The 24,472-nt window shown below is 60.9% G+C and carries 14 protein-coding genes; 8 read left to right on the forward strand and 6 right to left on the reverse strand.

Going from position 1 to position 24,472, the window contains the following annotated elements:
* Positions 1 to 4: 4 nt before the first annotated feature.
* Positions 5 to 1,669, reverse strand: a complete 1,665-nt coding sequence (locus ACPYOP_RS17190; protein WP_481411568.1) for an electron transfer flavoprotein-ubiquinone oxidoreductase — start codon at positions 1,667 to 1,669, stop codon at positions 5 to 7.
* Positions 1,670 to 1,959: 290 nt separating this feature from the next.
* On the opposite strand from ACPYOP_RS17190, the gene ACPYOP_RS17195 reads away from it, so the two are divergent.
* From ACPYOP_RS17195 to ACPYOP_RS17220, 6 genes are all read left to right on the forward strand, one after another.
* Entirely contained in the window at positions 1,960 to 2,748 is a 789-nt protein-coding gene (locus ACPYOP_RS17195) for an SDR family oxidoreductase (RefSeq protein ID WP_481411569.1), read from the forward strand.
* Positions 2,749 to 3,175: 427 nt separating this feature from the next.
* Positions 3,176 to 4,417, forward strand: coding sequence for an efflux RND transporter periplasmic adaptor subunit (locus ACPYOP_RS17200; RefSeq protein ID WP_481411570.1), 1,242 nt, complete (start codon positions 3,176 to 3,178; stop codon positions 4,415 to 4,417).
* A complete protein-coding gene (locus ACPYOP_RS17205) occupies positions 4,414 to 7,533 on the forward strand; it encodes an efflux RND transporter permease subunit (protein WP_481411571.1) in 3,120 nt (1,039 codons plus the stop codon). The genes ACPYOP_RS17200 and ACPYOP_RS17205 overlap by 4 nt, the downstream gene beginning before the upstream one ends.
* 229 nt (positions 7,534 to 7,762) lie before the next feature.
* Positions 7,763 to 9,052 (forward strand): Hsp70 family protein, encoded by a 1,290-nt coding sequence (locus ACPYOP_RS17210; RefSeq protein WP_481411572.1) that lies wholly within the window; start codon positions 7,763 to 7,765, stop codon positions 9,050 to 9,052.
* A 54-nt stretch (positions 9,053 to 9,106) separates the two neighbouring features.
* Positions 9,107 to 9,991 carry a uracil-DNA glycosylase gene (locus ACPYOP_RS17215; protein ID WP_481411573.1) on the forward strand — a complete coding sequence of 295 codons (885 nt, stop codon included), beginning with the start codon at positions 9,107 to 9,109 and terminating at the stop codon, positions 9,989 to 9,991.
* 138 nt (positions 9,992 to 10,129) lie between these two features.
* Positions 10,130 to 10,321, forward strand: a complete 192-nt coding sequence (locus ACPYOP_RS17220) for a hypothetical protein (protein ID WP_481411574.1) — start codon at positions 10,130 to 10,132, stop codon at positions 10,319 to 10,321.
* Between the two features lie 384 nt (positions 10,322 to 10,705).
* Here ACPYOP_RS17220 and ACPYOP_RS17225 read toward each other — a convergent pair whose 3' ends face one another.
* Complete coding sequence (locus tag ACPYOP_RS17225) at positions 10,706 to 11,584, reverse strand: hypothetical protein (RefSeq protein ID WP_481411575.1); 879 nt, start codon at positions 11,582 to 11,584, stop codon at positions 10,706 to 10,708.
* A gap of 489 nt (positions 11,585 to 12,073) precedes the next feature.
* Between ACPYOP_RS17225 and pepN the strand changes: the two genes are divergently transcribed.
* Together pepN and ACPYOP_RS17235 are read left to right on the forward strand one after the other, a co-directional pair.
* Entirely contained in the window at positions 12,074 to 14,722 is a 2,649-nt protein-coding gene (gene pepN, locus ACPYOP_RS17230) for an aminopeptidase N (RefSeq protein WP_481411576.1), read from the forward strand.
* 229 nt (positions 14,723 to 14,951) lie between these two features.
* Positions 14,952 to 17,267: a PAS domain-containing sensor histidine kinase gene (locus ACPYOP_RS17235; protein WP_481411577.1), complete on the forward strand. Its 2,316-nt coding sequence runs from the start codon at positions 14,952 to 14,954 to the stop codon at positions 17,265 to 17,267.
* Here the strand turns inward: ACPYOP_RS17235 and ACPYOP_RS17240 are convergent, their stop codons facing one another.
* The 4 genes from ACPYOP_RS17240 to ACPYOP_RS17255 form a co-directional block, all read right to left on the reverse strand.
* Entirely contained in the window at positions 17,268 to 20,228 is a 2,961-nt protein-coding gene (locus ACPYOP_RS17240) for a bifunctional [glutamine synthetase] adenylyltransferase/[glutamine synthetase]-adenylyl-L-tyrosine phosphorylase (protein ID WP_481411578.1), read from the reverse strand.
* Positions 20,229 to 20,381: 153 nt separating this feature from the next.
* Positions 20,382 to 21,797, reverse strand: a complete 1,416-nt coding sequence (locus ACPYOP_RS17245) for a sensor histidine kinase (protein ID WP_481411579.1) — start codon at positions 21,795 to 21,797, stop codon at positions 20,382 to 20,384.
* Positions 21,794 to 22,552 carry a response regulator transcription factor gene (locus ACPYOP_RS17250; protein ID WP_481411580.1) on the reverse strand — a complete coding sequence of 253 codons (759 nt, stop codon included), beginning with the start codon at positions 22,550 to 22,552 and terminating at the stop codon, positions 21,794 to 21,796. The genes ACPYOP_RS17245 and ACPYOP_RS17250 overlap by 4 nt, the downstream gene beginning before the upstream one ends.
* A gap of 318 nt (positions 22,553 to 22,870) precedes the next feature.
* Positions 22,871 to 24,424: a Do family serine endopeptidase gene (locus tag ACPYOP_RS17255; RefSeq protein ID WP_481411581.1), complete on the reverse strand. Its 1,554-nt coding sequence runs from the start codon at positions 24,422 to 24,424 to the stop codon at positions 22,871 to 22,873.
* Between the last annotated feature and the right edge of the window lie 48 nt (positions 24,425 to 24,472).

Below are 24,472 nucleotides of genomic sequence, written 5' to 3' on the forward strand. Positions count from 1 at the left end.
CATCTCACATATTCGGATAGACCGGCCCCTCGCCGCCCTGCGGCGGCACCCAGTTGATGTTCTGGTTGGGATCCTTGATGTCGCAGGTCTTGCAGTGGACGCAGTTCTGGGCGTTGATGACAAAGGTCTCCTTGCCGTCTTTCTCCACCCATTCATAGACGCCGGCCGGACAGTAGCGCGTCGACGGACCGGCATAGATGTCGTGTTCCGACGATACCTGCAGTGCCATGTCCCTGACCTGCAGATGCACCGGCTGGTCTTCCTCGTGATTGGTGTTCGACAGGAACACCGAGGAAAGACGGTCGAAGGTCAGCACGCCGTCCGGCTTCGGATAGTCGATCTTCGTGTGCTTGGTCGCGGGTTCCAGCGATTGGGCATCCGTCTTGCCATGCTTCAGCGTGCCGAAGAAGGAGAAGCCGAAGAGCTGGTTCGTCCACATGTCGAGACCGCCCAGCGTCACGCCGATCGCCGTGCCGAATTTCGACCACAGCGGCTTGACGTTACGCACCCGCTTCAGGTCCTTGCCGATGTCGGAAGCGCGCCATTCGTTCTCGATCTCGATCACTTCGTCGTTGCCGCGACCGGCCGCAATCGCCTCGGCGATCCTGTCGGCCGCCAGCATGCCCGACAGCACCGCGTTATGGCTGCCCTTGATGCGGGGAACATTAACGAAGCCTGCCGAACAGCCGATCAGGGCGCCGCCCGGGAAGGTCAGCTTCGGCACCGACTGATATCCGCCTTCGGTGATGGCGCGGGCGCCATAGGAAATGCGCTTGCCGCCCTCGAAGGTGCCACGGATCGCCGGATGCGTCTTGAAGCGCTGGAATTCCTCGAAGGGATAGAGATAGGGGTTCTTGTAGTTCAGGTGCACGACGAAGCCGACGGCGACCAGATTGTCCTCAAGATGATAGAGGAACGAGCCGCCACCCGTCTTCATTCCGAGCGGCCAGCCGAATGAGTGCTGCACGAGACCCTTTTTGTGGTTCTCCGGCTTGACCTCCCAGAGTTCCTTGATGCCGATGCCGAACTTCGGCACGTCGCTGTTCCGCGACAGATCGAACTTGGCAATGAGCTGCTTGGCCAGCGAGCCGCGCACGCCCTCGCCGATCAGCACGTATTTGCCGAGCAATTCCATGCCGCGGGTATAGTTCGGGCCGGGCTCGCCATTCTTCTCGATGCCCATGTCGCCGGTGGCGACGCCGATGACCGCACCCTCGTCATTATAGAGCACTTCGGTCGCGGCAAAGCCGGGATAGATTTCGACGCCGAGCGCCTCGGCCTTCTCGGCCAGCCAGCGACAGACAAGCCCAAGCGATACGATGTAATTGCCGTGATTGCTCATCAGCGGCGGCATCATGAAATTCGGCAGGCGAACGGAGCCGGCGGGGCCTAAGAACAGGAAGTGATCATCAGTCACCTCGGTCTTGAAGGGATGCCCCTCCTCCTCGCGCCAGCCCGGCAGCAGGCGGTCGATGCCGATCGGATCGACGACGGCGCCCGAAAGAATATGTGCGCCGACTTCGGCCCCCTTCTCGAGCACGACGACAGTCAGATCGGGATTGATCTGCTTCAGCCGGATCGCAGCTGACAGGCCCGCAGGACCCGCGCCAACAATCACAACGTCGAATTCCATGCTCTCGCGTTCCGGCAGCTCGCTCGCATTAGTCATTCATCTTCTCCGCTTGGCAGCGTCCGATGATATCGGATCGCAGCCTTATCCCCTTGGGCGTCTTCCCCGTTTCGTTTATCTCTTGTCAAAACGGGAGAGGATTGTCGAGCCGGGAAGCGACAGGCAATCCTCCAATTCGTCCAACGCGCAAACAAGTTAAGTTACTTTTACGTTAACGCCAATATTTTGAAGGTATTTGCCGCCCTCTCCGGAGCGTGACTTCCATAATCGCCCGATGGCGCTCTATAAGAGCCGATCGGGAATTGCGGATAGCATGAAGGGTGATCAAAATGGATCTTCGTATCGGCGGAAAGCGCGCGCTGGTGCTTGCCTCATCCAAGGGGCTCGGCCATGGGATCGCCGTGGCGCTGGCCCGCGAGGGCGTGAACGTTCTGCTCTGTGGCCGCAGCGGCGAAAGGCTCGACGGTAATTGCAAGGCCATCAATGCCGAGGGCAAAGGCCGCGCCGACTGGATCTGGGCTGACCTCAACGACGAGAATTTCGTTGATGTCGTCACCAAGGCCGCGACCGAGAAGCTCGGCGGTATCGACATTCTTGTCAATAATAGCGGCGGCCCGACGCCTGGAACGACGGAGGATATGACCGCGGAGCGACTGGAGACCTATTTCATCTCCATGGTGTCGCGGATCATCACGCTGACCAACGCCCTGCTGCCGGGCATGAAGGCGCAAGGCTGGGGGCGCATTCTGACGGTCGCCTCCTCCGGCGTCATCGAACCCATTCCCAACCTTGCGCTCTCCAACACGCTGCGCCCGGCATTGGCCGGATGGAGCAAGACGCTGGCGAGCGAAGTGGCGGCGCATGGCATCACGGTGAACATGCTTCTGCCGGGCAGCATCGCCACCGACCGATTGGCCGAGCTTGACACCGCCGCGGCCAAACGTGGAGGCCGGAGCCTGGAAGACGTCAGCGCCGAGCGTCAGCAGCGTATTCCCGTCGGCCGCTACGGCCGTGTCGAAGAATTCGCCGCGACGGCCGCCTTCCTCTGCAGCGAGCCGGCAAGCTACGTCACGGGAACGCTGGTCCGTTGCGACGGAGGGGCTGCGCGCTCCCTTTAAAGTCCCAATCGCGAACAAAGAAGGGGCTTGGTTAAACTGGCCCCGACAACACATTTGCGTGAGCGATGATGGCGCCTGCCATGAGCTTTGTGACCCGCTTCGCCACTATAAATACTGTATCCCGCCGCGCAGCCGTCTGATTATTACATAACAGCAATCAAAAAATAGCCATTTGACTGTTTGTTGCACGGCACAAACAGAAGCAATCCCAAAGCTTTCCAAGCTTTAATTTTTCGCCCCGCCGAACTGTGGTAAATTGCGCTCGATCAGCGTTCAACAATTCACGTTATAGGGACAGAATTACCGAACGTTAGCGGTAAACAGCGATGTGATGGATTGCGGCGAAGCTCGTTTTTGTTGTGCGGCGCAATAAATACACTTCAACGTCATCGCGCTTCCTGCAACTCGCCTCGACCGGTTCTTTAATATGAAAAAATTCTGGCTTCCCCTTAGCCTTCTTGTCGTCGCAGCCCTTGTTGCCTGGGGCTACCGCGACCGTATTCCTTTCCTTTCCGCATTTGTCGATCAAGCATCCGCAGAAACCAAAGACGCCGGCAAGACGGCGCAAGCAGGCGGTCACAAGCGCGAAGCCGCTCCCACCGCCGTCAGGACCGTAGCCGTAACGAAAAGGTCGCTGCCGAACGACGTGACCGCCACCGGCTGGGCTGACGCGCAGGACACCACCACCATTGCCGCGCAGGAAGCAGGCCTGATCACCGAGATCGAGGCGCAGGATGGCGCCATGGTCAAGGCGGGCGACCTGATTGCCAAGCTCGATCCGCGCACCGCGCAGGCCTCGGTCGACAAGGATAAGGCAAACCTCGCCAAGGATCAGGCCACCCTCGTCGAGGCGGAAGCCGCACTTACCCGCGCCAAGAACCTGCTTAACAATGCTGGCACGCAGCAGACGGTCGATCAGGCGGTTGCCGCGCGCGATACAGCGGTCGCGACAGTCAACGGCGACAAGGCGCAGCTCGCATCCGACCAGGTGCTTCTGGAGCATACCGAAATTCGGGCGCCGTATGACGGTCGCCTTGGCGACGTGCAGCTCAGCGTCGGCGCCTATGTCAGCGCTGGGACCGCGATTGTTTCGATCGCGCAATATGACCCGATCTACGTCAAGTTCCATTTGCAGGAAAGCCATCTTCGCGAACTCGAAGAGGCCATGAAGGGCGGCACCGTGCCGGTCAGCACCGTGCCGCGATCGGCCGAAGGCAAGACGCGCCAGGGCGCCATGAGCTTCTACGACAACCAGGTCGACGCCGCTTCCGGCACCATTCTCGCCAAGGCGAAGTTCGACAATGCGAATGGTGCCATCTGGCCCGGCCAGTCGGTCAACATCGTCATGCACTTCAATGACAACCAGCCGGTCGTCGTCGCGCCCACGGTTTCGATCAGCCCCGGCCCGGAAGGCTTTTTCGCCTATGTCGTCAAGGACAACAAGGTGCATCTGACGCCGGTCACCATCGCACGGCAGAACGGCGCATTTACAGCCGTCGCCAAGGGCCTGTCGGAAGGCGACCATGTCGTTACCGAAGGACAGGTGCAGTTGAACGACGGCCAAAGCGTCGTCGAGCAGTTCAGTGATGGCACGCCGCAGAAAGTCGCCTCGGCTGACGATCAGTCAGGCCAGAAAACCGAAACGATTTCCGTCGGAGCACAGCAATGATTCCCGCCTTCTGTATCCGGCGGCCGGTGGCGACGACGCTTCTGGCCCTAGGTGTGGTCATGGCTGGCCTGGCGGGATATCAGCTTGTTCCCGTGGCCGCCTTGCCGCAAGTCGATTTCCCGACCGTCAACGTCACCGCACAGTTGAATGGCGCCTCGCCGCAGACCATGGCGACATCGGTTTCGACACCGCTGATCAAACAGTTCGAGACGATCCCCGGCATCAGCGAGATTTCGTCGACCAACTCGCTCGGCAACACCAGCATCGTGCTGCAATTCGACCTCAACCGCGATATCGATGCCGCTGCCGCCGACGTTCAGGCCGCAATCTCGCACGCAACGCGCCAATTGCCTGACAATCTGACTGTGCCGCCAAGCTACCGCAAGACCAATCCCGCGGATGCGCCGATCATGCTGCTGGCCGTGCAGAGCGATACGATGCCGCGCAGCAAGCTCGACGAGATCGCCGAGGACATCATCTCGCCGTCGCTTTCGACACTGCCCGGCGTGGCGGAAGTGACTGTTTTCGGTGCCCAGACGTATGCCGTGCGGGTCGAAGTCGATCCCGCCAAGCTGCAGAACCGCAGCATCGGCATCGACACCGTCAACAATGCGCTTGTCAACGCCAACAGCCAGGTTCCGGTCGGCACCCTGCAGAACAATTCGCAGAGCATGACCATCAACTCCGATACCCAGCGCACCAATGCCGAGCAATTCCGCTCGCTTGTCATCGCGAACCCGAATGGCGCGCCGATCCATCTGAGCGACGTCGCAGACGTGCAGGACAGTGTGGAGAACACCAATACCGGCTCCTGGTATGACGGCAAGCGCGCGATCATTCTCGCCATCCAGCGCCAGCCGGATGCCAATACGGTCGACGTGGTCGATGCCATCAATGCCAAGCTGCCGCAATTGCATGCGGAAATACCGGCATCGGTGAAGACGACGGTCATGAACGATTCAGCGCAGCCGATCCGCGATGCAATTTCCGACGTCAAATTCACGCTGATGCTGACGATCGGCCTTGTCGTGCTGGTGATCTATCTTTTTACCGGTCACGTCACGGCAACGATCATCCCTGGCCTTGCCGTGCCGCTGTCGCTGATCGCGACATTCGGCATGATGTATGTGCTGGGATACAGCATCGATAACATCTCCCTGCTAGGCCTGACGCTTGCGGTCGGTCTCGTGGTGGACGACGCCATCGTCATGCTCGAGAACATATTGCGCCATGTCGAAGAAGGCATGCCGGTGCTCGAGGCGGCGCTGAAGGGTTCGGCTGAGGTTAGCTACACCATCATCTCCATGTCGATCTCGCTGATCGCGGTGTTCATCCCGATCCTCCTGATGGGCGGCGTCGTCGGCCGCATCTTCAACGAATTCGGCATGGTCGTTGCCATCGCCATCGTATCGTCGGCCATCGTTTCGCTGACCGTCACGCCCATGCTCAGCTCGCGTCTTTCGGCGGGCCATGGCGAGCCGCCCTACCCGGTGCGCCTCTTCAATATGGGCTTCGACTGGATTCAGCGCGGCTACGACCGAGGCGTTGCCTGGTGCCTGCGCCATCGCGGCACGGTGCTCCTAAGCTTCCTCGGCTCGGTGGCGCTTTCGGCATATCTCTTCATGGTCCTGCCCGCGAGCTTCTTTCCGACGGAAGATATCGGCCGCCTGACGATCTCCACGCAGGCCCGGCAGGATATCTCCTATCCGGCGATGCAGGACCTGCAGAATCAGGCCGCCGCGCTTGTGAAACAGAACCCGGCCGTTGCCCACGTCATGTCCATCGTCGGCGGCAACGCGCGCCAGCCGCTGAACAACGGCACCATGTATGTCGAACTGAAGGCGAAGGACCAACGAGAGCCGCTGGACCAGACCCTGCGGGAGCTGCGCGCCAGCATCAGCAAGATCGCCGGCCTGAAAGCCTATATCACCCCACAGCAGAGCCTGCGCTTCGGCGGCCGCCAGACGGCCAGCCAGTATCAGCTCGTCATCCAGGCGCTGAGCGCCGACCAGACGAATCTCTGGGCCAACAAGATGCTCGATGCGATGCGCCGCGATCCGCGCTTCACCGATGTCGCCTCGGATGAGCAGAACAACGCCCTGCAGGCCAATATCGTCGTCGATACCGAAAAGGCAGCGCAATACGGGATCAACAACAATCAGTTGCGCACGTCACTCGAAGAAGGTTTCGGCGGTTTCACCGCCGCGCAAATCCAGTCGACCGGCGATAGCTATGACGTGATAGTCGAGTTCGACACCAGCAAGCCCTGGGACGACCAGAAGCTTCAGGAGATCCAGATCGCATCAGCGAGCGGCGCCCTGGTTCCGCTGTCGAACTTCGCCCATGTCGAGCGCAAGACAGGCCCGGTCACCATCAACCAGACGGGGCAGCTCGTCTCGACCACCGTATCCTTCAACCTGCCGGCCGGCGAAGCGCTCGGCGATGCCACGGCACAGATCGAGCAGATCAAGAAGGATATCAACATGCCGGCGGACATCTTCACGTCCTATGGCGGCACCGCCCAGATCTTCCAGCAGTCGCAGGGCAGCACGCCTTATCTGATCCTTGCGGCCGTGCTGACGATCTATGTGGTCCTCGGCGTTCTCTACGAGAGCTTCATCCACCCGTTGACCATTCTCTCCGGCCTGCCGGCCGCCGCTCTCGGCGCTCTGCTTGCCCTGAAGGTCTTCGGGTTCGACCTGTCGATCATCGCGCTGATCGGCTTGCTGATGCTGATCGGCATCGTCAAGAAGAACGCGATCATGATGATTGACGTGGCACTGGAAACGCTGCGCTCGAGTGCGGGCATATCGCCCGCGGAAGCGATCCACGAAGCCTGCGTGCGTCGTTTCCGTCCGATCATGATGACCACCTTCTGCGCCCTGCTCGGCGCTCTTCCGATCGCGGTCGGCGGCGGTGCAAGCTCCGAGCTTCGGCAGCCGCTCGGTATCGCCGTCGTCGGCGGCCTGGTGGTCTCGCAGCTTCTGACGCTGTTCATCACGCCGGTCATCTTCCTGGAGATGAACCGCCTGAACGACTTTCTTGGCCGCCTGGTCAAGCGCAAGGACAAGGAGCCGCACCACAAGGAACCGCCGGCGGCCATCGCAGCCGAGTGACAGCAACGGGCGCCGAAAGCGCCCGTTTCTTTTGCACGAGACTCGAAGGGCTTTGCCTGTGAAGTGCTCGCAATGGAGATTGCGACCGGCGGAAATAAAAGCGCCCTCGCGTCTTGAACTTGGCATCAAGCCATGTCATGACGCGCCCTCTTTGCGACAGGGGCGCGTCTTGCGTCTCGTACGGGGCTTGGCCTCAATCCAGACAATTTTGACGGAAGGGAGTGCGGGCATGGCTCGGGCGCTTGGTTTCGACTTCGGCACGACGAACACGGTTCTGGCGATGGCCGATGGAGCCGCGACACAATCGGTCGCCTTCCATAGCGCAGCCGGCACGGCCGACAGTATGCGCACGGCGCTCTCCTTCATGAAGGATCCGGGGCTTGGCGCGGCAGCATTGAAGGTCGAGGCCGGGCATGCGGCCATCCGGCAGTTCATCGACAATCCCGGCGACTGTCGCTTCCTGCAGTCGATCAAGACCTTTGCGGCGAGCGCGCTCTTTCAGGGCACCCTGATCTACGCCAAGCGGCACAGCTTTGAAGACCTGATGGAGATCTTCGTGCGGCGCTTGCGCGCCTATGCCGGAGACAATTGGCCGGGCGACATTTCCCGCATCGTCACCGGCCGCCCCGTGCATTTCGCCGGTGCCAATCCGGACGCCGCTCTTGCCACGCAGCGCTACAATGCAGCACTGACGCGCTTCGGCTTTCCGGAAGTCCACTATGTCTATGAGCCGGTGGCAGCCGCCTTTTACTTCGCCCAGCATCTGAAGAGGGACGCGACCGTGCTGGTAGCCGACTTCGGCGGCGGCACCACCGACTATTCGTTGATCCGCTTCGAAACGCAGGCCGGAAAGCTGACGGCCACTCCCATCGGCCACTCCGGCGTCGGTATCGCGGGCGATCATTTCGATTTCAGGATGATCGACAATATCGTCTCGCCTGCGATCGGCAAGGGCAGCTTCTTCAAGAGCTTCGACAAGCTGCTGGAGGTGCCGACCTCCTACTACGCCAATTTCGGGCGCTGGAACCAGCTTTCGATCTTCAAGACCTCGCGCGAATATGCCGATCTGAAGACGCTCGTGCGCAGCAGCCTGGAGCCGGAAAAGCTGGAGACCTTCATCGATCTCGTCGAACATGACGAGGGTTATCCGCTCTATCAGGCCGTATCGGCGACGAAGATGGCTCTTTCGAGCGAGGAAGAAGCCGAATTCAACTTCCCGCCGCTCGGCAAGGCCGGCCGCAAGCACGTTCGCCGGGCTGATTTCGAGAATTGGATTGCCGACGACCTTGCCCGCATCGAGGGTGCGCTGGACGATGTGCTGACGACCACGAATACATTGCCCGATGCGATCGACAAGGTGTTTCTTACCGGCGGCACCTCTTTCGTGCCGGCTGTGCGGCGCATGTTCACCGAGCGTTTCGGTCACGAGCGGATCGAGACGGGCGGCGAACTGCTGTCGATCGCGCATGGTCTTGCCCTGATCGGCGAGCGCGACGATATCGCCCAGTGGACGGCCTGATATAGCACCCGCCCCGCTCTTTCGTTCCCGCGCGGCTTTAGCTAAAGTTCAGCCATGATTTCCGCCAGCGACCTCACCCCGGCCGAACTTGCCGCGCTTCTGCATTTTCATGCGGATGCTGGCGTCGATTGGCTGCTGGAAGAACAGCCGGTGGATCGCTTTGCCGAATTCGAGGCCATGCGTGCGGCTAGGCAGGGCGCGCGCGCCGTGCAGCCCCGCGCCGAAGCTCCGTCACCTGCGGCACGGGCACAGCCGGATCGTCGCCAGGTCACAAAGCCGGCCGCGCCTGCTGCGGCACCACCGCGCGCCGCGCCCGCCATTCCCGATGAGCAGGCCGTGGAACAGGCGCGATTTGCCGCTGAAAGCGCGCGCTCGCTCAGCGAGCTGAAAACCGCCATCGAAGCCTTCAACGGCTGCAATCTCAAGAACAGCGCGCGCTCGACGATCTTCGCGAGCGGTACGGCGGAAGGCCGAATCATGGTGATCGGCCCGATGCCGAGCGCCGATGACGACAGGGAAGGCGCACCATTTTCCGGCCGCGCCGGCCTGTTGCTGGACAAGATGCTGGCCGCCATCGGCCTGCAACGCGACGGGATCCTGCTCGCCAACGTCATTCCGTGGCGGCCGCCCGGCAACCGCGCGCCATCAGCGCCCGAAATCGAGATATGCCGTCCGTTCATAGAACGGCAGATTGCGCTCGCCGAACCGAAGGCCTTGCTGCTGCTCGGCAATTTTACCGCCCGATACTTCTTCGGTGGAGGCGAAACCATTCATGGACTGCGCGGACAATGGCGCGAGTTAAGCATTCTCGGCCGCGCGGTGCCGGCAATCGCCAGTCTCCATCCGCAGGAATTGCTGACCGCGCCGATCAACAAGCGGCTGGCCTGGAACGACCTCTTGGCCTTCAAACATTATATCGACGCCGAAATATTAGGCTGATTTTCGCCATTATTAATAAAAAATGACGCTAGCCATGCATTTTAAGCATGGCAGTCTTCCGGCGTTGTGCATTGCGGAATCAATGTTGCATTGCAATATAGAGTCGTGTCTTGGGAGGAATCGAAAGGAACCAAGGCCATGACTGCACGTTTGCGCCCTATTCACTGCGGGTTTGATACCCTGCGCCGCGCCCTCGAGCCCGTGCGCGCGATAAATGGACATCGCAACCTCGGCATCGCTGCCAATGAGCAGATGGTTGCACGGGGCACCGGCGTTTCGGCTCGCGTCAGCCGGCCGACGGCCATTTTTGCAGATTTCCGCAGCTGCTGAACACAGGCGCCAATAGCGCCGCAGGGTAGCGCTTGATTATCAGGAATTACATCATGTCTTCGGGTTTGCGTTCACTCATCGCTTTGTTCGATTCGGTCGGCCATATCGGCTCCGCAGTGCGAGCGGCAGAGGAATTTGAACGTGCGCGCAACTTCCGCAAGGGTGAATGCCGCGAGACAAGCGCCGCGCGGGCATCGGCAAGCATTCCCCTTTGAGATTTCACAGGCGGATTTACATCACCCCCGTCGGCCACTGCTGAGAGCATTTCCGCTTTCCTTCGAATCGCCAAAACGCTCCATCTTTTTGTTTCCTTACGCATTCCGGACGGAAAACCGCTACGCGCTTTTCCTGGAAATGCTCTGATGGCCAAGCCAGCGCCGACCTCTACTCATCAATAGCGACAGCGGAGCGTCCCTCGATCGATCGCGCCCAGGCGAAAGCCTCGTCGATCGCGGCTAGCTTCACGGCCTGCCATCCGCAATATTGATCCAGAAAATCGCGGGACACCCACATACGCGTCTTCTTGACCTCGTCGTGCCAGCCGATGTCGCCGCGCTCGGCGGATTTACGCAACAGGCGCTGCAGGTGGGTTCGCGATATCATGAAGTGGGCTGCCAGCGCCCGCGCATCGACGCGACCGATGTCGATCTTGTCTCCCTCCTCGGTAAGATCCAGTTTCGACATGATTTGATCGACGACTAGGCCGCCGGCTTCCGTCCAAAGAAACAGGCCAATGCATTCGGGCGGTTCACGCCAGATTTCCATTTCCAGACAATTGCGTGCCATGCGCGGCTGGGCGAGATCCATCAGCGCCGGCGAGGCAGCAAGCGCCGCGGCCCGCGCGCCATCGTCAAGCAGATCGAGCGCGGTCAGGTTGGCGAGATACCAACCGAACATCGCGGTGAAGCTCATCTCGGTCGGCACATAACGGCGGGGGCGGCGAACCGGGCCGGGAGCCAGTTCAAGGAAACGATAGGTCAGCAGCTCTTCGATGAAGCTCAAGACCGTATTGCGGCTCGCGACACGATAACGCGTGATGAGGTCGCGAAGCGCGACGACGGTCAGCCCCGAACCGGGAACGGCGGGGTCATACTCAAGATGAAGCGCATAGGCCGTCTGCGTCAGAAGCCACCGCTGGTGCGAGGCGAGCATGCGCGCGATCCTCGGGCCACTGTCGTAACGGTTGCGCAACGCCTCCGCAAGAAAGCGCAATGACGCGACGAATTTGGGATGACGAGCAAGCTGCTCAATGGAAAAACTCAATCGGGCCTCCTTGGGGTGCCCATTTCAATCAGTGACAAAAAGAGGATGTTTTATTTTTGTGAACAAGTTCACCGGAATCGATCATAATTCCGACATTTAATAGCATGCTATAGTTATGCAAGAGCGCTTATATCGGAAGAGGTTAAACAAATAATTTACTTAAATTATTGTTTCCTCGCCCGAACAGCTGCGTTCGCCGGCAGTGCAGCCATGATGATCCTCCTGAACGCGATCGTAGCAATTGTAGCATCAGTCTGCAAATTCAGGCCGAAATTGGCGCCTGATCAATCCGATATCCGTTCAAGAGTTGCGTTCAACCTGAAACGGAGACAGGCTGCCGGGTGAATACTTACTGTGCCATAACAAAACATATCGATGTCGTGACATGACTTTAACTTTGGTTCAGATTTCGATGTAATGATGAGACACCTCAGTCCGAGGGAGGCTTCGGACTGCACCCGCCATAGCTTAGCCTGATCAGGATAGACCATGCGAACAGACACCGGCCAGATCGTCAATCTGGCAGACTACCGTCCCACCGACTTCGTTCTGGAACGCGTGGACCTTACCTTCGATCTGCATCCAACCGAAACCAAGGTCGAAGCGCGGCTGATCTTCCATCGGCGCGAAGGCATCGATCCAAAGGCACCGCTGGTGCTCGATGGCGACGAGCTGGTTTTGTCCGGGCTGCTGCTCGACCAGAACGAACTTCCCGCCAAACAATATGACGCCACGCCGGAAAGCCTGACCGTTCGCGACCTGCCCGAGAGCACGCCTTTCGAGCTGACGATCACGACCGTGATCAATCCAGAGGCCAATACCCAATTGATGGGCCTCTACCGCACCGGCGGCATCTATTGCACGCAGTGCGAGGCAGAAGGCTTCCGCCGCATCACCTATTTCCCCGACCGGCCTGACGTTCTTGCGCCCTATACAGTCAATATCATCGCCGACAAGGCCGCCAATCCGCTGCTGCTGTCGAACGGCAACTTCCTCGGCGGCGCCGGCTACGGCGAAGGCAAGCATTTCGCCGCCTGGTTCGATCCCCATCCGAAGCCGAGCTATCTGTTCGCGCTCGTCGCCGGCGACCTCGGTGTCGTCGAGGATACGTTCACCACCCTGTCCGGCCGCGAAGTGGCGCTGAAGATCTATGTCGAGCATGGCAAGGAGCCGCGCGCCGTCTATGCCATGGATGCGCTGAAACGCTCGATGAAGTGGGACGAGGAGCGCTTCGGCCGCGAATACGATCTCGACATCTTCATGATCGTCGCCGTGTCGGACTTCAACATGGGGGCGATGGAGAACAAGGGCCTCAACGTCTTCAACGACAAATACGTGCTGGCCGATCCCGAGACGGCGACCGATGCCGATTATGCCAATATCGAAGCCATCATCGCCCACGAATATTTCCACAACTGGACAGGTAACCGCATCACCTGCCGCGATTGGTTCCAGCTCTGCCTCAAGGAAGGCCTGACCGTCTATCGCGATCACGAGTTTTCCGCCGACCAGCGCTCGCGTCCCGTCAAGCGCATTGCCGAAGTCCGGCACCTGAAATCGGAACAGTTTCCGGAAGACAGCGGGCCGCTCGCCCATCCGGTTCGCCCGACAAAATACCGTGAAATCAATAACTTCTACACAACGACCGTCTATGAGAAGGGTAGCGAAGTCACGCGGATGATCGCAACCCTGCTCGGCTGCGATCTGTTCAAGACGGGCATGGATCTCTATTTCGATCGGCATGACGGACAGGCCGTGACGATCGAAGATTTCGTCAGATGTTTCGAGGATGTCAGCGGCCGCGATCTCACGCAGTTTTCGCTGTGGTATCATCAGGCCGGCACACCCCTCGTCACCGCATCCGGCGCCTACGATGCCGATGCCAAGACATTCACCTTGTCGCTCGAGCAAATGGTGCCGGCGACACCCGGCCAGACCGCCAAGAAGCCGATGCATATCCCGCTGCGCATGGGCTTGCTGGCCGAAGACGGCACTGTCATCACGCCTGCATCCGTTACCGGGGCAGAGCTTACCGACGACGTGCTGCACCTGACGAAGCAGACGCAGACGGTGACGTTCCACGGCATTCCCTCACGGCCGGTCCTGTCGCTCAATCGCAGCTTCTCGACGCCGATCAACCTGCAATTCAGCCAGAGCCCCCGCGATCTCGCGCTGATCGCGCGCTACGAGACCGATCATTTCGCCCGCTGGCAGGCGCTGATCGATCTTGGCCTGCCCAATCTCTTGCAGGCGGCGCGGGATGCACGCCAAGGCATCGACATCACCTGCGATTCAGCCTTCACCGACGCACTGCTCGCAGCCGCGGCCGACGAAAGCCTGGAGCCGGCATTCCGTGCGCAGGCGCTGGCCCTGCCGAGCGAGGCTGATATCGCTCGCGAACTTGGCGGCAATAACGATCCCGATGCCATTCATACCGCACGCCAGATAATCATCAAACGGGTCGCCGAGGTCGGAAAAGACGTCTTCACCGCGCTTTATGACAGCATGCAGACGCTAGGTCCCTTCACGCCTGACGCCGCAAGCGCCGGCCGCCGGGCATTGCGCAATGCGGCGCTAGGCTATCTCTCGCAGCTGCATGAGACGCCGGCACGAGCCAAGGCGGCTTATGATGCTGCGAACAACATGACCGATCTTAGTGCCGCGCTGACCATTCTGGCGCAGCGCTTCCCGGATACGGCGGAGACGGCAGCAGCGCTTGCGCATTTCCGCGACCGCTTCGCGGACAATGCGCTCGTCATCGACAAGTGGCTCGCCATTCAGGCCGCAATTCCCGGCGCAGGCGCGCAGGAGCGCATTCGGCTGCTGATGGATACGCCGCTCTTCAACCGCACCAATCCGAACCGCGTACGCTCAGTCCTCGGCACTTTCGTCTTCGCGAACCCGACCGGCTTCGGCCGGGCCGATGGCGCCGGATACCATTTCCTGGCCGACGAGATCCTTGAGATCGATCCGCGCAATCCGCAGCTCGCCGCCCGCATCCTGACGTCGATGCGCTCCTGGCGCCTGCTGGAACCGGTGCGCGCCGACCATGCCCGCTCGGCGCTGATGCGGATCGAACGCTCGAACAATCTTTCGACCGACGTGCGCGACATCGTGGACCGCATCCTGAAGGAGTGATTTCGATCTCCCCACATACCGATTTCAAAGGCTGATTTGCGTCGGCCTTTTCAGCTCCAGCGAGTCCCGAATATGCGCAACGTACCGCTGCGTGTGTAAAATGCGCTGAAATCGCAGATGGTTAAGAAAGTTTTACCGCACCCTCTGGACAAGGCGAATCACGAATGATTCATTAAGGCAGATTCGGGCGAGCGGCGCAGCGAATCACACGAGGGACAAGGCTAAAGCAATGGTGGACGTGCGGCGGGCAACCGCGGCCGATGGACGGCTGCGTGTTAATTTCGACGGTCTGAAGTCCTGGCATAGCGGCGTTACCGATCGAACCGGCGTGCGGGTGGAAACGATCTCGCGTCGTTTTCCGCAAACGGAACATATTCTCAAGCGCATCATTCCGGTCCTCATCGTTTCCTTTCTGATGGTGGTTGCCGCCTCGCATTTCTTCGGCATGATCACGGAACATGGCCGGATGGCGGCTTCGGCCCGCCGAACGACTTCGCTCTCCATCGCCGCCGCATCCGCCGCCTTTTCGAACGATGCCAGCCTGTTCCAGGCCGGCGACCGCGGCGGCGCAGAGCGGAAACTGGCCTCCTATTTGCCGCAGGATCGGTTGGATACCGGCGCCTTCGTGCTGCTCGTACAGTCGAGCGGCCGGGTGTTCGGATCGTCTGCCGCCGGCTCGGGCTATATCGGCATGCTGATCTCCGACTTCTTCCCTGAAGTGTCGGCCATTCGCAATTTCGGCGACCATGCCGGCGTGATCGAAACCATGATCGGCGGCGAACCCTATTATGCGGCGATTTCCCTGATCGGCGACAAGGGCGATTTCATCCTGTCGGCCGCATCGATGGATCAGATCGACAAGCTCTGGCGCGACGAACTTACGCTGAACGTCACGCTCTTTGCCGGCATCTCCTCCATCCTGCTCGTCATTCTCTATGCCTATTACACCCAGGTGAAGCGGGCTCGCGACGCGGATGAGATCTTCCTCGAATCGAACCTGCGGGTCGAGACGGCGCTTTCTCGCGGCCGCTGCGGCCTTTGGGATTTCGATTTCACCAACCGCAAGTTCTTCTGGTCGCGCTCGATGTACGACATGCTCGGAATGCCGGCCGCCGACAAGCCCCTCGCCTTCACGGATGCGGCGCGGCTGATGCACCCGGACGACAACAGCCTTCACATGCTCGCCCGCTCCGTCACCCGCGGCAATGCCGGCCAGGTGGACCAGATCCTGCGCATCCGCCACGCCAAGGGGCATTATGTCTGGATGCGCGCCCGCGCCCAGGTGATCCGCACCAATTCCGGCCGCGTGCACATGATCGGCATCGCCATGGATGTGACCGAGCAGCACCGGCTGGCTCAGCGCTATGCAGAGGCTGATCAGCGCCTGGCCGATGCCATCGAATGCACCTCCGAAGCCTTCGTGCTCTGGGACAAGAACGATCGTCTCGTCATGTGCAATGCGCATTTCCAGCAGGCTTACGACCTGCCCGACAATGTGCTCGTGCCCGGCACCGAGCGCGCCGTCGTCAACGCGGCGGCAGCGCGGCCGGTCATCGAGCGGCGCATCGTCGATCCCGGCCGCTCCAACCATTCACAGACGACGGAGGTGCAGCTGGCCGACGAGCGCTGGCTGCAGATCAACGAACGCCGCACCCGAGACGGCGGCCTCGTCTCCGTCGGCACTGATATCACGCAACTGAAGCGCAACCAGGAGCGCCTTCGCGAGTCCGAGCGCCGGTTGATGGCGACGATCAACGACCTCTCCGCCTCGCGGCAGATCCTGGAGCGCCAGAAGGCCGAGCTTTCGACCGCCAATGCCAACTACCTCGCAGAAAAAGAGCGCGCAGAAGCGGCCAACAGGGCCAAGTCGGAGTTCCTCGCCAACATGTCGCATGAGCTGCGCACGCCGCTCAACGCCATTCTCGGCTTCTCGGAGATCCTGCAGGACCAGATGTTCGGTCCACTCGGCTCCGCCCGCTACGACGAATACGCCAAGGATATCCACGACAGCGGCAAGCATCTGCTTAACGTCATCAACGATATTCTCGATATGTCCAAGATCGAAGCCGGGCATATGAAGCTCTCCTGCGAGCAGATCAATCTGGCGCCGCTCATCGAGGAGTGCCTGCGTTTCACCAGCATTCCGGCCGCTCAGAAGAACATTCTCGTCGAGCAGAGCATTTCCTCCGAGATCAAGCTGAGTGCCGACCGGCGGGCGATGAAGCAGATCGTCCTCAACCTGCTCTCCAACGCCGTGAAATTCACCAATGACGGCGGCCGTATCGCGGTTCGCACGCGCAAGGTCGAGGATGCTGTCATGCTTGTCATCGCCGATACGGGCATCGGCATTCCGAAATCTGCCCTGAGCAAGATCGGCCAGCCCTTCGAACAGGTGCAGAGCCAATATGCCAAGAGCAAGGGAGGCTCCGGCCTCGGGCTCGCCATTTCCAGATCGCTGACCGCTCTGCATCATGGCCGGATGCGCATCCGCTCCCGCGAAGGCATCGGCACGGTCATCGCGATCCGTATCCCGGATCAGAACTGATCAGCTTCCAACGGTTGCCTGGAATATCTTCCGCACCGCCTTCGACAGCCGCTTCAGCTCCGCTTCCAGGGTGCGGATATCCGGGCAATCGCCGGCGCGGCAGACCAGTTCGATCAGCCCCGAAGGCGCATTCTGCGGATCGAACGAGCCGTCGATGCAGAGCCGGATAAGCTGCGACAGTTCCGTATAGAGATGCAGGGCCTCCAGGCAGACATCGAGATCGTTGCGATCCATCAGGCTGGCGCCCAGCAGTTTCAACGCTTCCGCCGTGCTGAGCCCGTTCGCGTCGATCCCGACGCCACGTTCGGGTGCGATCAACCGCAAATATTGCGCGATGAATTCGATATCGATCAGGCCGCCGGGGATCAGCTTCAGGTCCCAGATGTTTTCGGGCGGCTTTTCCTGCTCGATCAGGCCGCGCATCTCGCGAACGTCCCTAGCAATCTTGGTCGTGTCTCTCTTTGCCGAGAGAACTTCGCCGATAATGCGCTCGGCGTCGTTCACCAACGCCTCGTCACCCCCGATCAAGCGCGCCCGCGAAAGCGCCATGTGCTCCCAGGTCCAGGCCTCCGTGCGCTGATACTTCTCGAAGGAGTTGATGCGCGTGGCGACGGGTCCCTTGTTGCCGGAGGGACGTAGGCGCATATCCACCTCGTAGAGGATGCCTTCGGCCGTCGGCGCCGAGAGTGCGGCGATCAGGCGCTGGGTGATGCGCGTGAAATAGCGGGTGGCATCGAGCGGCTTCGTCCCGGTCGATTCACCGGCTGCGTCGTCGTAATCATAGAGCAGGATGATATCGATGTCGGAGCCGGCCGTGAGCTCGAAACTGCCGAGCTTGCCCATGCCGACGACAGCGATGCGACCGCCGGGATATTCGCCATGCGCGGCGCGGATTTCCTTCATCACGGCATCCAGCGCCGCCTCGACGATCAGATCGGCAAGGTAAGTGAAGGCCCGAGCCGCCATCTGTCCGCCGATCGCGCCTGTCAACAGACGGATGCCGATCAGGAAGCGTTGTTCGGATGCGAAAATGCGCAGACGGTCCAGCACCTCTTCATAATGTCTTGCAGGCGCCAGGAAGCCCCTGATGCGCTCGGCGAGATAATCGCGCGTGGGCAACTCGGCCATGAGGCCGGGGTCCAGCATGCCGTCGAAGACATGCGGCTTGGCCGCGATGATCTCGGCAAGACGCGGCGCCGAGGACATGATGTTGACGATCAGGGAAAGCAGCGCCGGGTTGGTGCCGAGCAGCGAGAAGAGCTGAATGCCGGCAGGCAGGCCGGAGATGAAGCTGTCGAAGCGCAGCAGCGCCTCGTCCGCCCGCTTGCTTTCGCCGAAGACGCGCAGCAGTTCGGGCGTCAATTCCGTCAGCCGCTCGCGTGCTTCCACCGATTGGGTCGCGCGATATCGGCCGTAGTGCCAGGTGCGGATCACATTGGCGATGGCCGACGGCCTTTCGAAGCCAAGGCGGCGCAAGGTCTCCAGTGTATCGGGATCGTCGCCCTGGCCGGTAAAAACCAGATTGCCCGTTCCGGACGATAATTTCATTTCCTGCTCGAACAGGCGCGCGTAGCGCCGCTCGACCGTTTTCAGCGTCGTCACCAGCGCCGCGGAGAAGGCCGTTACGTCGGCAAAGCCCATCATGAAGACAATGCGCCGGAGCTCGGCATCGGTTTCCGGCAGCAGATGCGTCTGCTCGTCGCGCACCATCTGGATGCGATGTTCGACATCGCGCAGGAACCAGTAGGCGGATATGAGCTCGTCGCGGGTTTCCGCGTCGATCCACTTGGCCTCGGTCAACTCGGCGAGCGTTTGCTCCGTCGACCGGCAGCGCAATGCCGGCATGCGGCCGCCGGCAATGAGCTGCTGCGTTTGCACGAAGAACTCGATCTCGCGAATGCCGCCGCGGCCAAGCTTGACGTTGTGGCCCTTGACGGCGATGGCTCCGTGCCCCTTGTGCACATGGATCTGCCGCTTGATCGAATGAATGTCAGCAATCGCCGCATAGTCCAGATATTTGCGGAAGACGAAGGGCACGAGATCGCGAATGAAGGCCTGGCCGGCGGCGATATCGCCGGCAACGGCACGCGCCTTGATGAAGGCCGCGCGCTCCCAATTCTGCCCCCTGCCCTCGTAATAGATCATCGCCGCATCGACCGGGATCGCCAGCGGCGTCGAGCCGGGATCGGGGCGCAGGCGAAGATCGGTGCGGAAGACATAACCGTCCGCCGTGCGCTCCTGCAGGATGCGTACCAACCGTCTCATCAGCCGCGGGAAAATCTCGATGGCGTCATCCGGATCGGGCACGATGCCCGCCGTCTCATCGAAGAAGACGACCAGATCGATGTCGGAAGAATAGTTTAATTCTTCGGCGCCGAGTTTGCCCATGCCGAGCACGATCAGTCCCGACTTCAGGCTCGGAGATGCGGGATCGGGGAGCGAAATCTTGCCGGCTTCGTGTGACGACAGCAGCAGATGGTCGATCGCCGCGGAAATCGACCCTTCGGCAAGTCTGCTCAGCCGAAGGGTCGTCGCCTTGCCGTTATAGATGCCGGCGAGATCAGCGAGAGCGATCAGAAAAGCGGCACGGCGCTTAACGATGCGCAGGCGGCTCATCACCTCGGATTCAGAAGGCGAAGCAGCTCCTTCCCCGGCCGGCAGCCAGGCGCGGCGGGCCTCTTCGACCAGCGCCTCGATCTGAGGCGACAACGGCCTCTCGATGGCGGCGACAAGGAGCGACGGTTCGAGATTGGCGATCTCGCGCAGATGAGGAGACAGAGTGAGCGCAGCGACGATGAAATCCCGCAATGCGCTCTCCTCGACGAGCAAGGCGGCGATGGCAGGCTCCGCCCCGCCGATCTGCTTGAGATCGGCAAGTACCGACTTCGTCTCGGTCTGGTTCAAGGGCCGCAACCGCCCAGACGGAACATCCCGCAGCAAATCGCTTTGCGTCGTCGTCATGCAGCTCTCTCCAACAGCAAGTGGATAGAACATGATGCCGAAAAGTGTGAGCGGTTTTCGGACAACATCATGCTCTACTTCTTTGACGCTAGAGCGGATTCAGATTTTAGGTCTTTTCGGCCTAAAATCATCCGGCTCTAGTGCAGGATTAACCTATTGTTTCTGCATGGGGAAGATCATGGTGACCGTTAGTCCCTTGGCGTCGGGACTGTCGGGATCGGTATCGGAAAGCTCCAGCCGGCCGCCATGCAGCTCCATGACCGCCTCGACCAGAGCGAGGCCAAGGCCGGTTCCAGGCTTGGAACGGCTTTCGTCCAGGCGGAAGAAGCGCTTGACCACATCGGCGCGTTGATGGGCGGGAATGCCCGGCCCGTGATCGGCGACGGCGAGCGTGACCGCTTCATGCGTGCGCGCCAGCCTGAAGGTTATCGCCTGCTTGCCGTTGCAGCCCGAGGCATATTTGAGGGCATTGTCGATGAGGTTGAAAAGCGCCTGGCCGATCAGTTCGCGGTTGCCCTGCACCTCGACATCAGGCTCGATATCCGCCGTCAGCGCCAGTCCAGCCTCGTCGGCAACCGGCTCATAGAGTTCGGCCGTATCGGCAACGATCGAGGAAAGATCGACATCGGTCATTTCGGCCGCCACCGATCCCGCCTCGACGCGCGAAATCATCAGAAGCGCATTGAAGGTGCGGATCAGCTGATCGGACTCGCCGATGATGCCCTCGAGAGCGACGCGGCGGCCGTCGCTATCGGCATTGCCGAGCGCATCGGCGGCCTTGTTGCGCAGGCGTGTCAGCGGGGTCTTTAGGTCATGCGCGATATTGTCGGAGACCTGCCGCAAGCCTTCGTTCAGTTTCTCGATGCGCCCGAGCATCGCATTCAGCGACGCCGACATGCGATCGAACTCATCGCCGGAGCCGCCGACCGGCAGGCGCTGGGAAAGGTCGCCGGCCATGATCTTACGGCTGGCATCCGTCATCCGGTCGATGCGCTTCAGCGCGTTGCGGCCGATACCGAACCAGATGACCAGCGCGCCGACGCCCATGATCGCCAGTGCCAGCATCAGCGCCTGGCGCACCAGCACGCGGAAGCGTTCCGGCTCGCCGAGATCGCGGCCGATCAATATGCGCAGGCCGTTGTCGAGGATGAAGATATTGGCGATCGCCAGATGGCGCCGTTCCGGATCGTTGGAAGCGTCCGTATAGCGCTCGTAAGCGAAAGGCAGCTCCGTCCAGCCGGCCTGGCCGAGTACGCCGGGCTGCACGGAGGCAACGTTGCCGGCCAGAATGTCGCCGGAAGGACCGGCAATGACATAGAGGTTGGCGCCTGGCTGGCGGGCGCGGCGCTCCATCGTGCGCAGAAGCAGGTTCAGCCCGCCAATGTCGTAGGCGCGCTTGACCTGATTGACCTCCTGCTGAACGGCATCGCGGATCTGCCCCGTCAGCAACCGTTCGGACATGGCCGTGACGTAGAAGACCAGCGTCGCGGCGCAAAGCGCAAAGAGAAGGATGTAAAGGGCGGAAAGGCGGACGGCGGTGGACTTGAAGAGGACGCGGAAGCGACTCATCCCTCGTCCTTGATCATGTATCCGGCGCCACGGATCGTCTTCAGCAGCGGCTGGCTGAAATCCTTCTCGATCTTGGAGCGCAGGCGCGAAACATGGACGTCGATGACGTTCGTCTGCGGATCGAAATGATAGTCCCAGACATTTTCGAGCAGCATGGTGCGGGTCACGACCTGGCCGGCGTTCTTCATCAGATATTCCAGCAGACGGAATTCGCGCGGCTGCAGCGGGATTTCCTTGCCAGCGCGACGCACTTCATGCGAGAGCCGGTCCAGCTCCAGATCGCCAACGCGATAAAGGACATCCTGCTCCGGCGTGCCCTTGCGGCGGCCGAGCACCTCGACGCGCGCCAGAAGCTCGCTGAACGCATAAGGCTTCGGCAGGTAGTCGTCGCCGCCGGCGCGCAGGCCGGTGACGCGATCGTCGACTTGGCCGAGCGCGGAAAGGATCAGAACCGGCGTATGCACGCCCTTGCGGCGCAGTTCGCTGATAACAGACAATCCATCGCGGCGGGGCAGCATGCGGTCTATGATGGCGACATCGTAAGTGTTCTCGGTGGCCATGAAGAGACCGCTCTCGCCGTCGCTTGCGTGATCGGCAATGATGCCGGCTTCGCGAAACGCCTTGGTGAGATAAGCCGCCGCCTCGAGATCGTCTTCGATGATCAGAATCTTCATGTGGGCGACATTACCCGCCGAGGGTGTCTCGGCACAACCAGAATCGGAAGAATTCACGGCATGTTGGCCAGTGGTTGTCATCTTTCACCTGCCTTGGGGTCAGCCTTATTGAAGGTCCTAGAGCATGATGCCGAAAAGTGTGAGCGGTTTTCGGACGACATCATGCTCTACTTCTTTGATTCTAGAGCGGATTCAGATTTTTGGTCGATTCGACCTAAAACCATCAGGCTCTGGCGCGGTTCAGTTTTTCACGGGTTCTCTGAACCGCTCCATCGCTTTGTTTCCTGGCAATTCCGGACGGAAAACCGCTCAGCACTTTTCCTGGAGTTGCTCTAAAAAAGAGGCCGCGCAAGCCGTGGCCTGCGCGGCCTCCTGAATGCATTTCACACGCTGAAGGGTTCAGCCGGCGTTGATCGGCAAAGCAACAAAGCGGCTGCCGTCACCGGACTGGATCTGGAACAGGGCGCGCGTGCGGCCGTCCTTCTTCGCCTGCTCGATGACCTTGACGATGTCGCCGGCGCTGGAGACCTGCTGGTTGTTGACCGAGGTGATCTTCTCGCCCTCCTTCACGCCCTTGTCGGCGGCATCGGAGTCAGGATCGACGCCGGTGATCGCAACGCCCTTGCCGTCATCGGACGGGCCGACCGTGAGGCCGAGGTCCGCCAGCGCCTTTTCGGAGGACGGCTGCTGCGGCTGGCTCGGCTGCGAGTCGTCGTTGGAGGCCTGGCTCTGATCGGCCGGAAGCGTGCCGAGCTCGACCGTGACCGACTGCGACTTGCCAGCGCGCCAGATCGAAACTTCGACCTTGGAGCCCGGCTGCATCGCGCCGATGCGGCGAGCGAGATCGCGCGGATCCTTGACCGGTTCGCCATTGACTGCCGTCACGACGTCGCCGTTCTTGATGCCGGCCTTCTGGCCGGGCGAACCGTCCTGCGGGGAAACGACGAGCGCACCGCTTGCCTCGGAAAGGCCGAGGGATTCAGCGATATCCTTGGTGACAGGCTGGATCTGCACGCCGAGCCAGCCGCGAGAGACGGTGCCGCTCTTGATCAGGTCGGTTACGACATCCTTCGCGGTCGTCGCCGGAATTGCGAAGGCGATGCCGACACTGCCGCCAGACTGCGAGAAGATGGCGGTGTTGATGCCGACCACCTGGCCATTGAGGTTAAAGGTCGGGCCGCCGGAGTTGCCCTTGTTTACCGGTGCGTCGATCTGGATGTAATCGTCATAGGGACCGGAATGAATGTCGCGGCCGCGAGCCGATACGATACCCGCGGTGACGGTGCCGCCGAGGCCGAACGGATTGCCGACGGCAACGACCCAATCGCCGACACGAACCTTGGCGTCATCGGCCCAGCCGACATAGGTGAACTTCTTGCCCTTGGGATCGACCTTCAGGACTGCGAGATCGGTGCGGGAATCCTTGCCGACGAGCTTGGCATCGAGCTCGGTGCCATCATTGAGAACGACGACGAAGGCAGCACCATCGGAAACGACGTGGTTGTTGGTGACGATATAGCCATCTTCCGAGACGAAGAAACCCGACCCTTGAGCGACCGGGCGCAGGTGGCCCTTGTCATCGGGATTCTTCTGCTGGTTCTGGCCATGCTGCTGGCCGCGGCCCTGCTGCTGCTGGAACTGGCGGAAGAACTTCTTCAGCGGGTGATCGTCCGGAAGATCATCGAAGCCACGGCCGAGACCGAAGGAGTCATCCTCATCCGCAGCCGCGTTGACGCGGGATTCGACGCGAACCGAGACGACGGCCGGCGATACGGCATCGACGACGTTGGCAAAGCTCGGAACCTGCGGCGCCTGAACATTGACGGCATCGGCATAGGAACGGCTGACTTCGGCCGGAACACCCGTGGCCAGGGCAGCAACAGCGAGGCCGGCGACGACCGAGGCCTTCATAGCGGTGCTGCGGGACAGGCTGTTCTTGATATTCCTGAACATATGCAAGTTACCTTTTCTTTTCTCGTCGGATTGGGCCGGCGAAACCGG

It is taken from the genome of Rhizobium sp. KNZ2-6A (assembly GCF_056755475.1).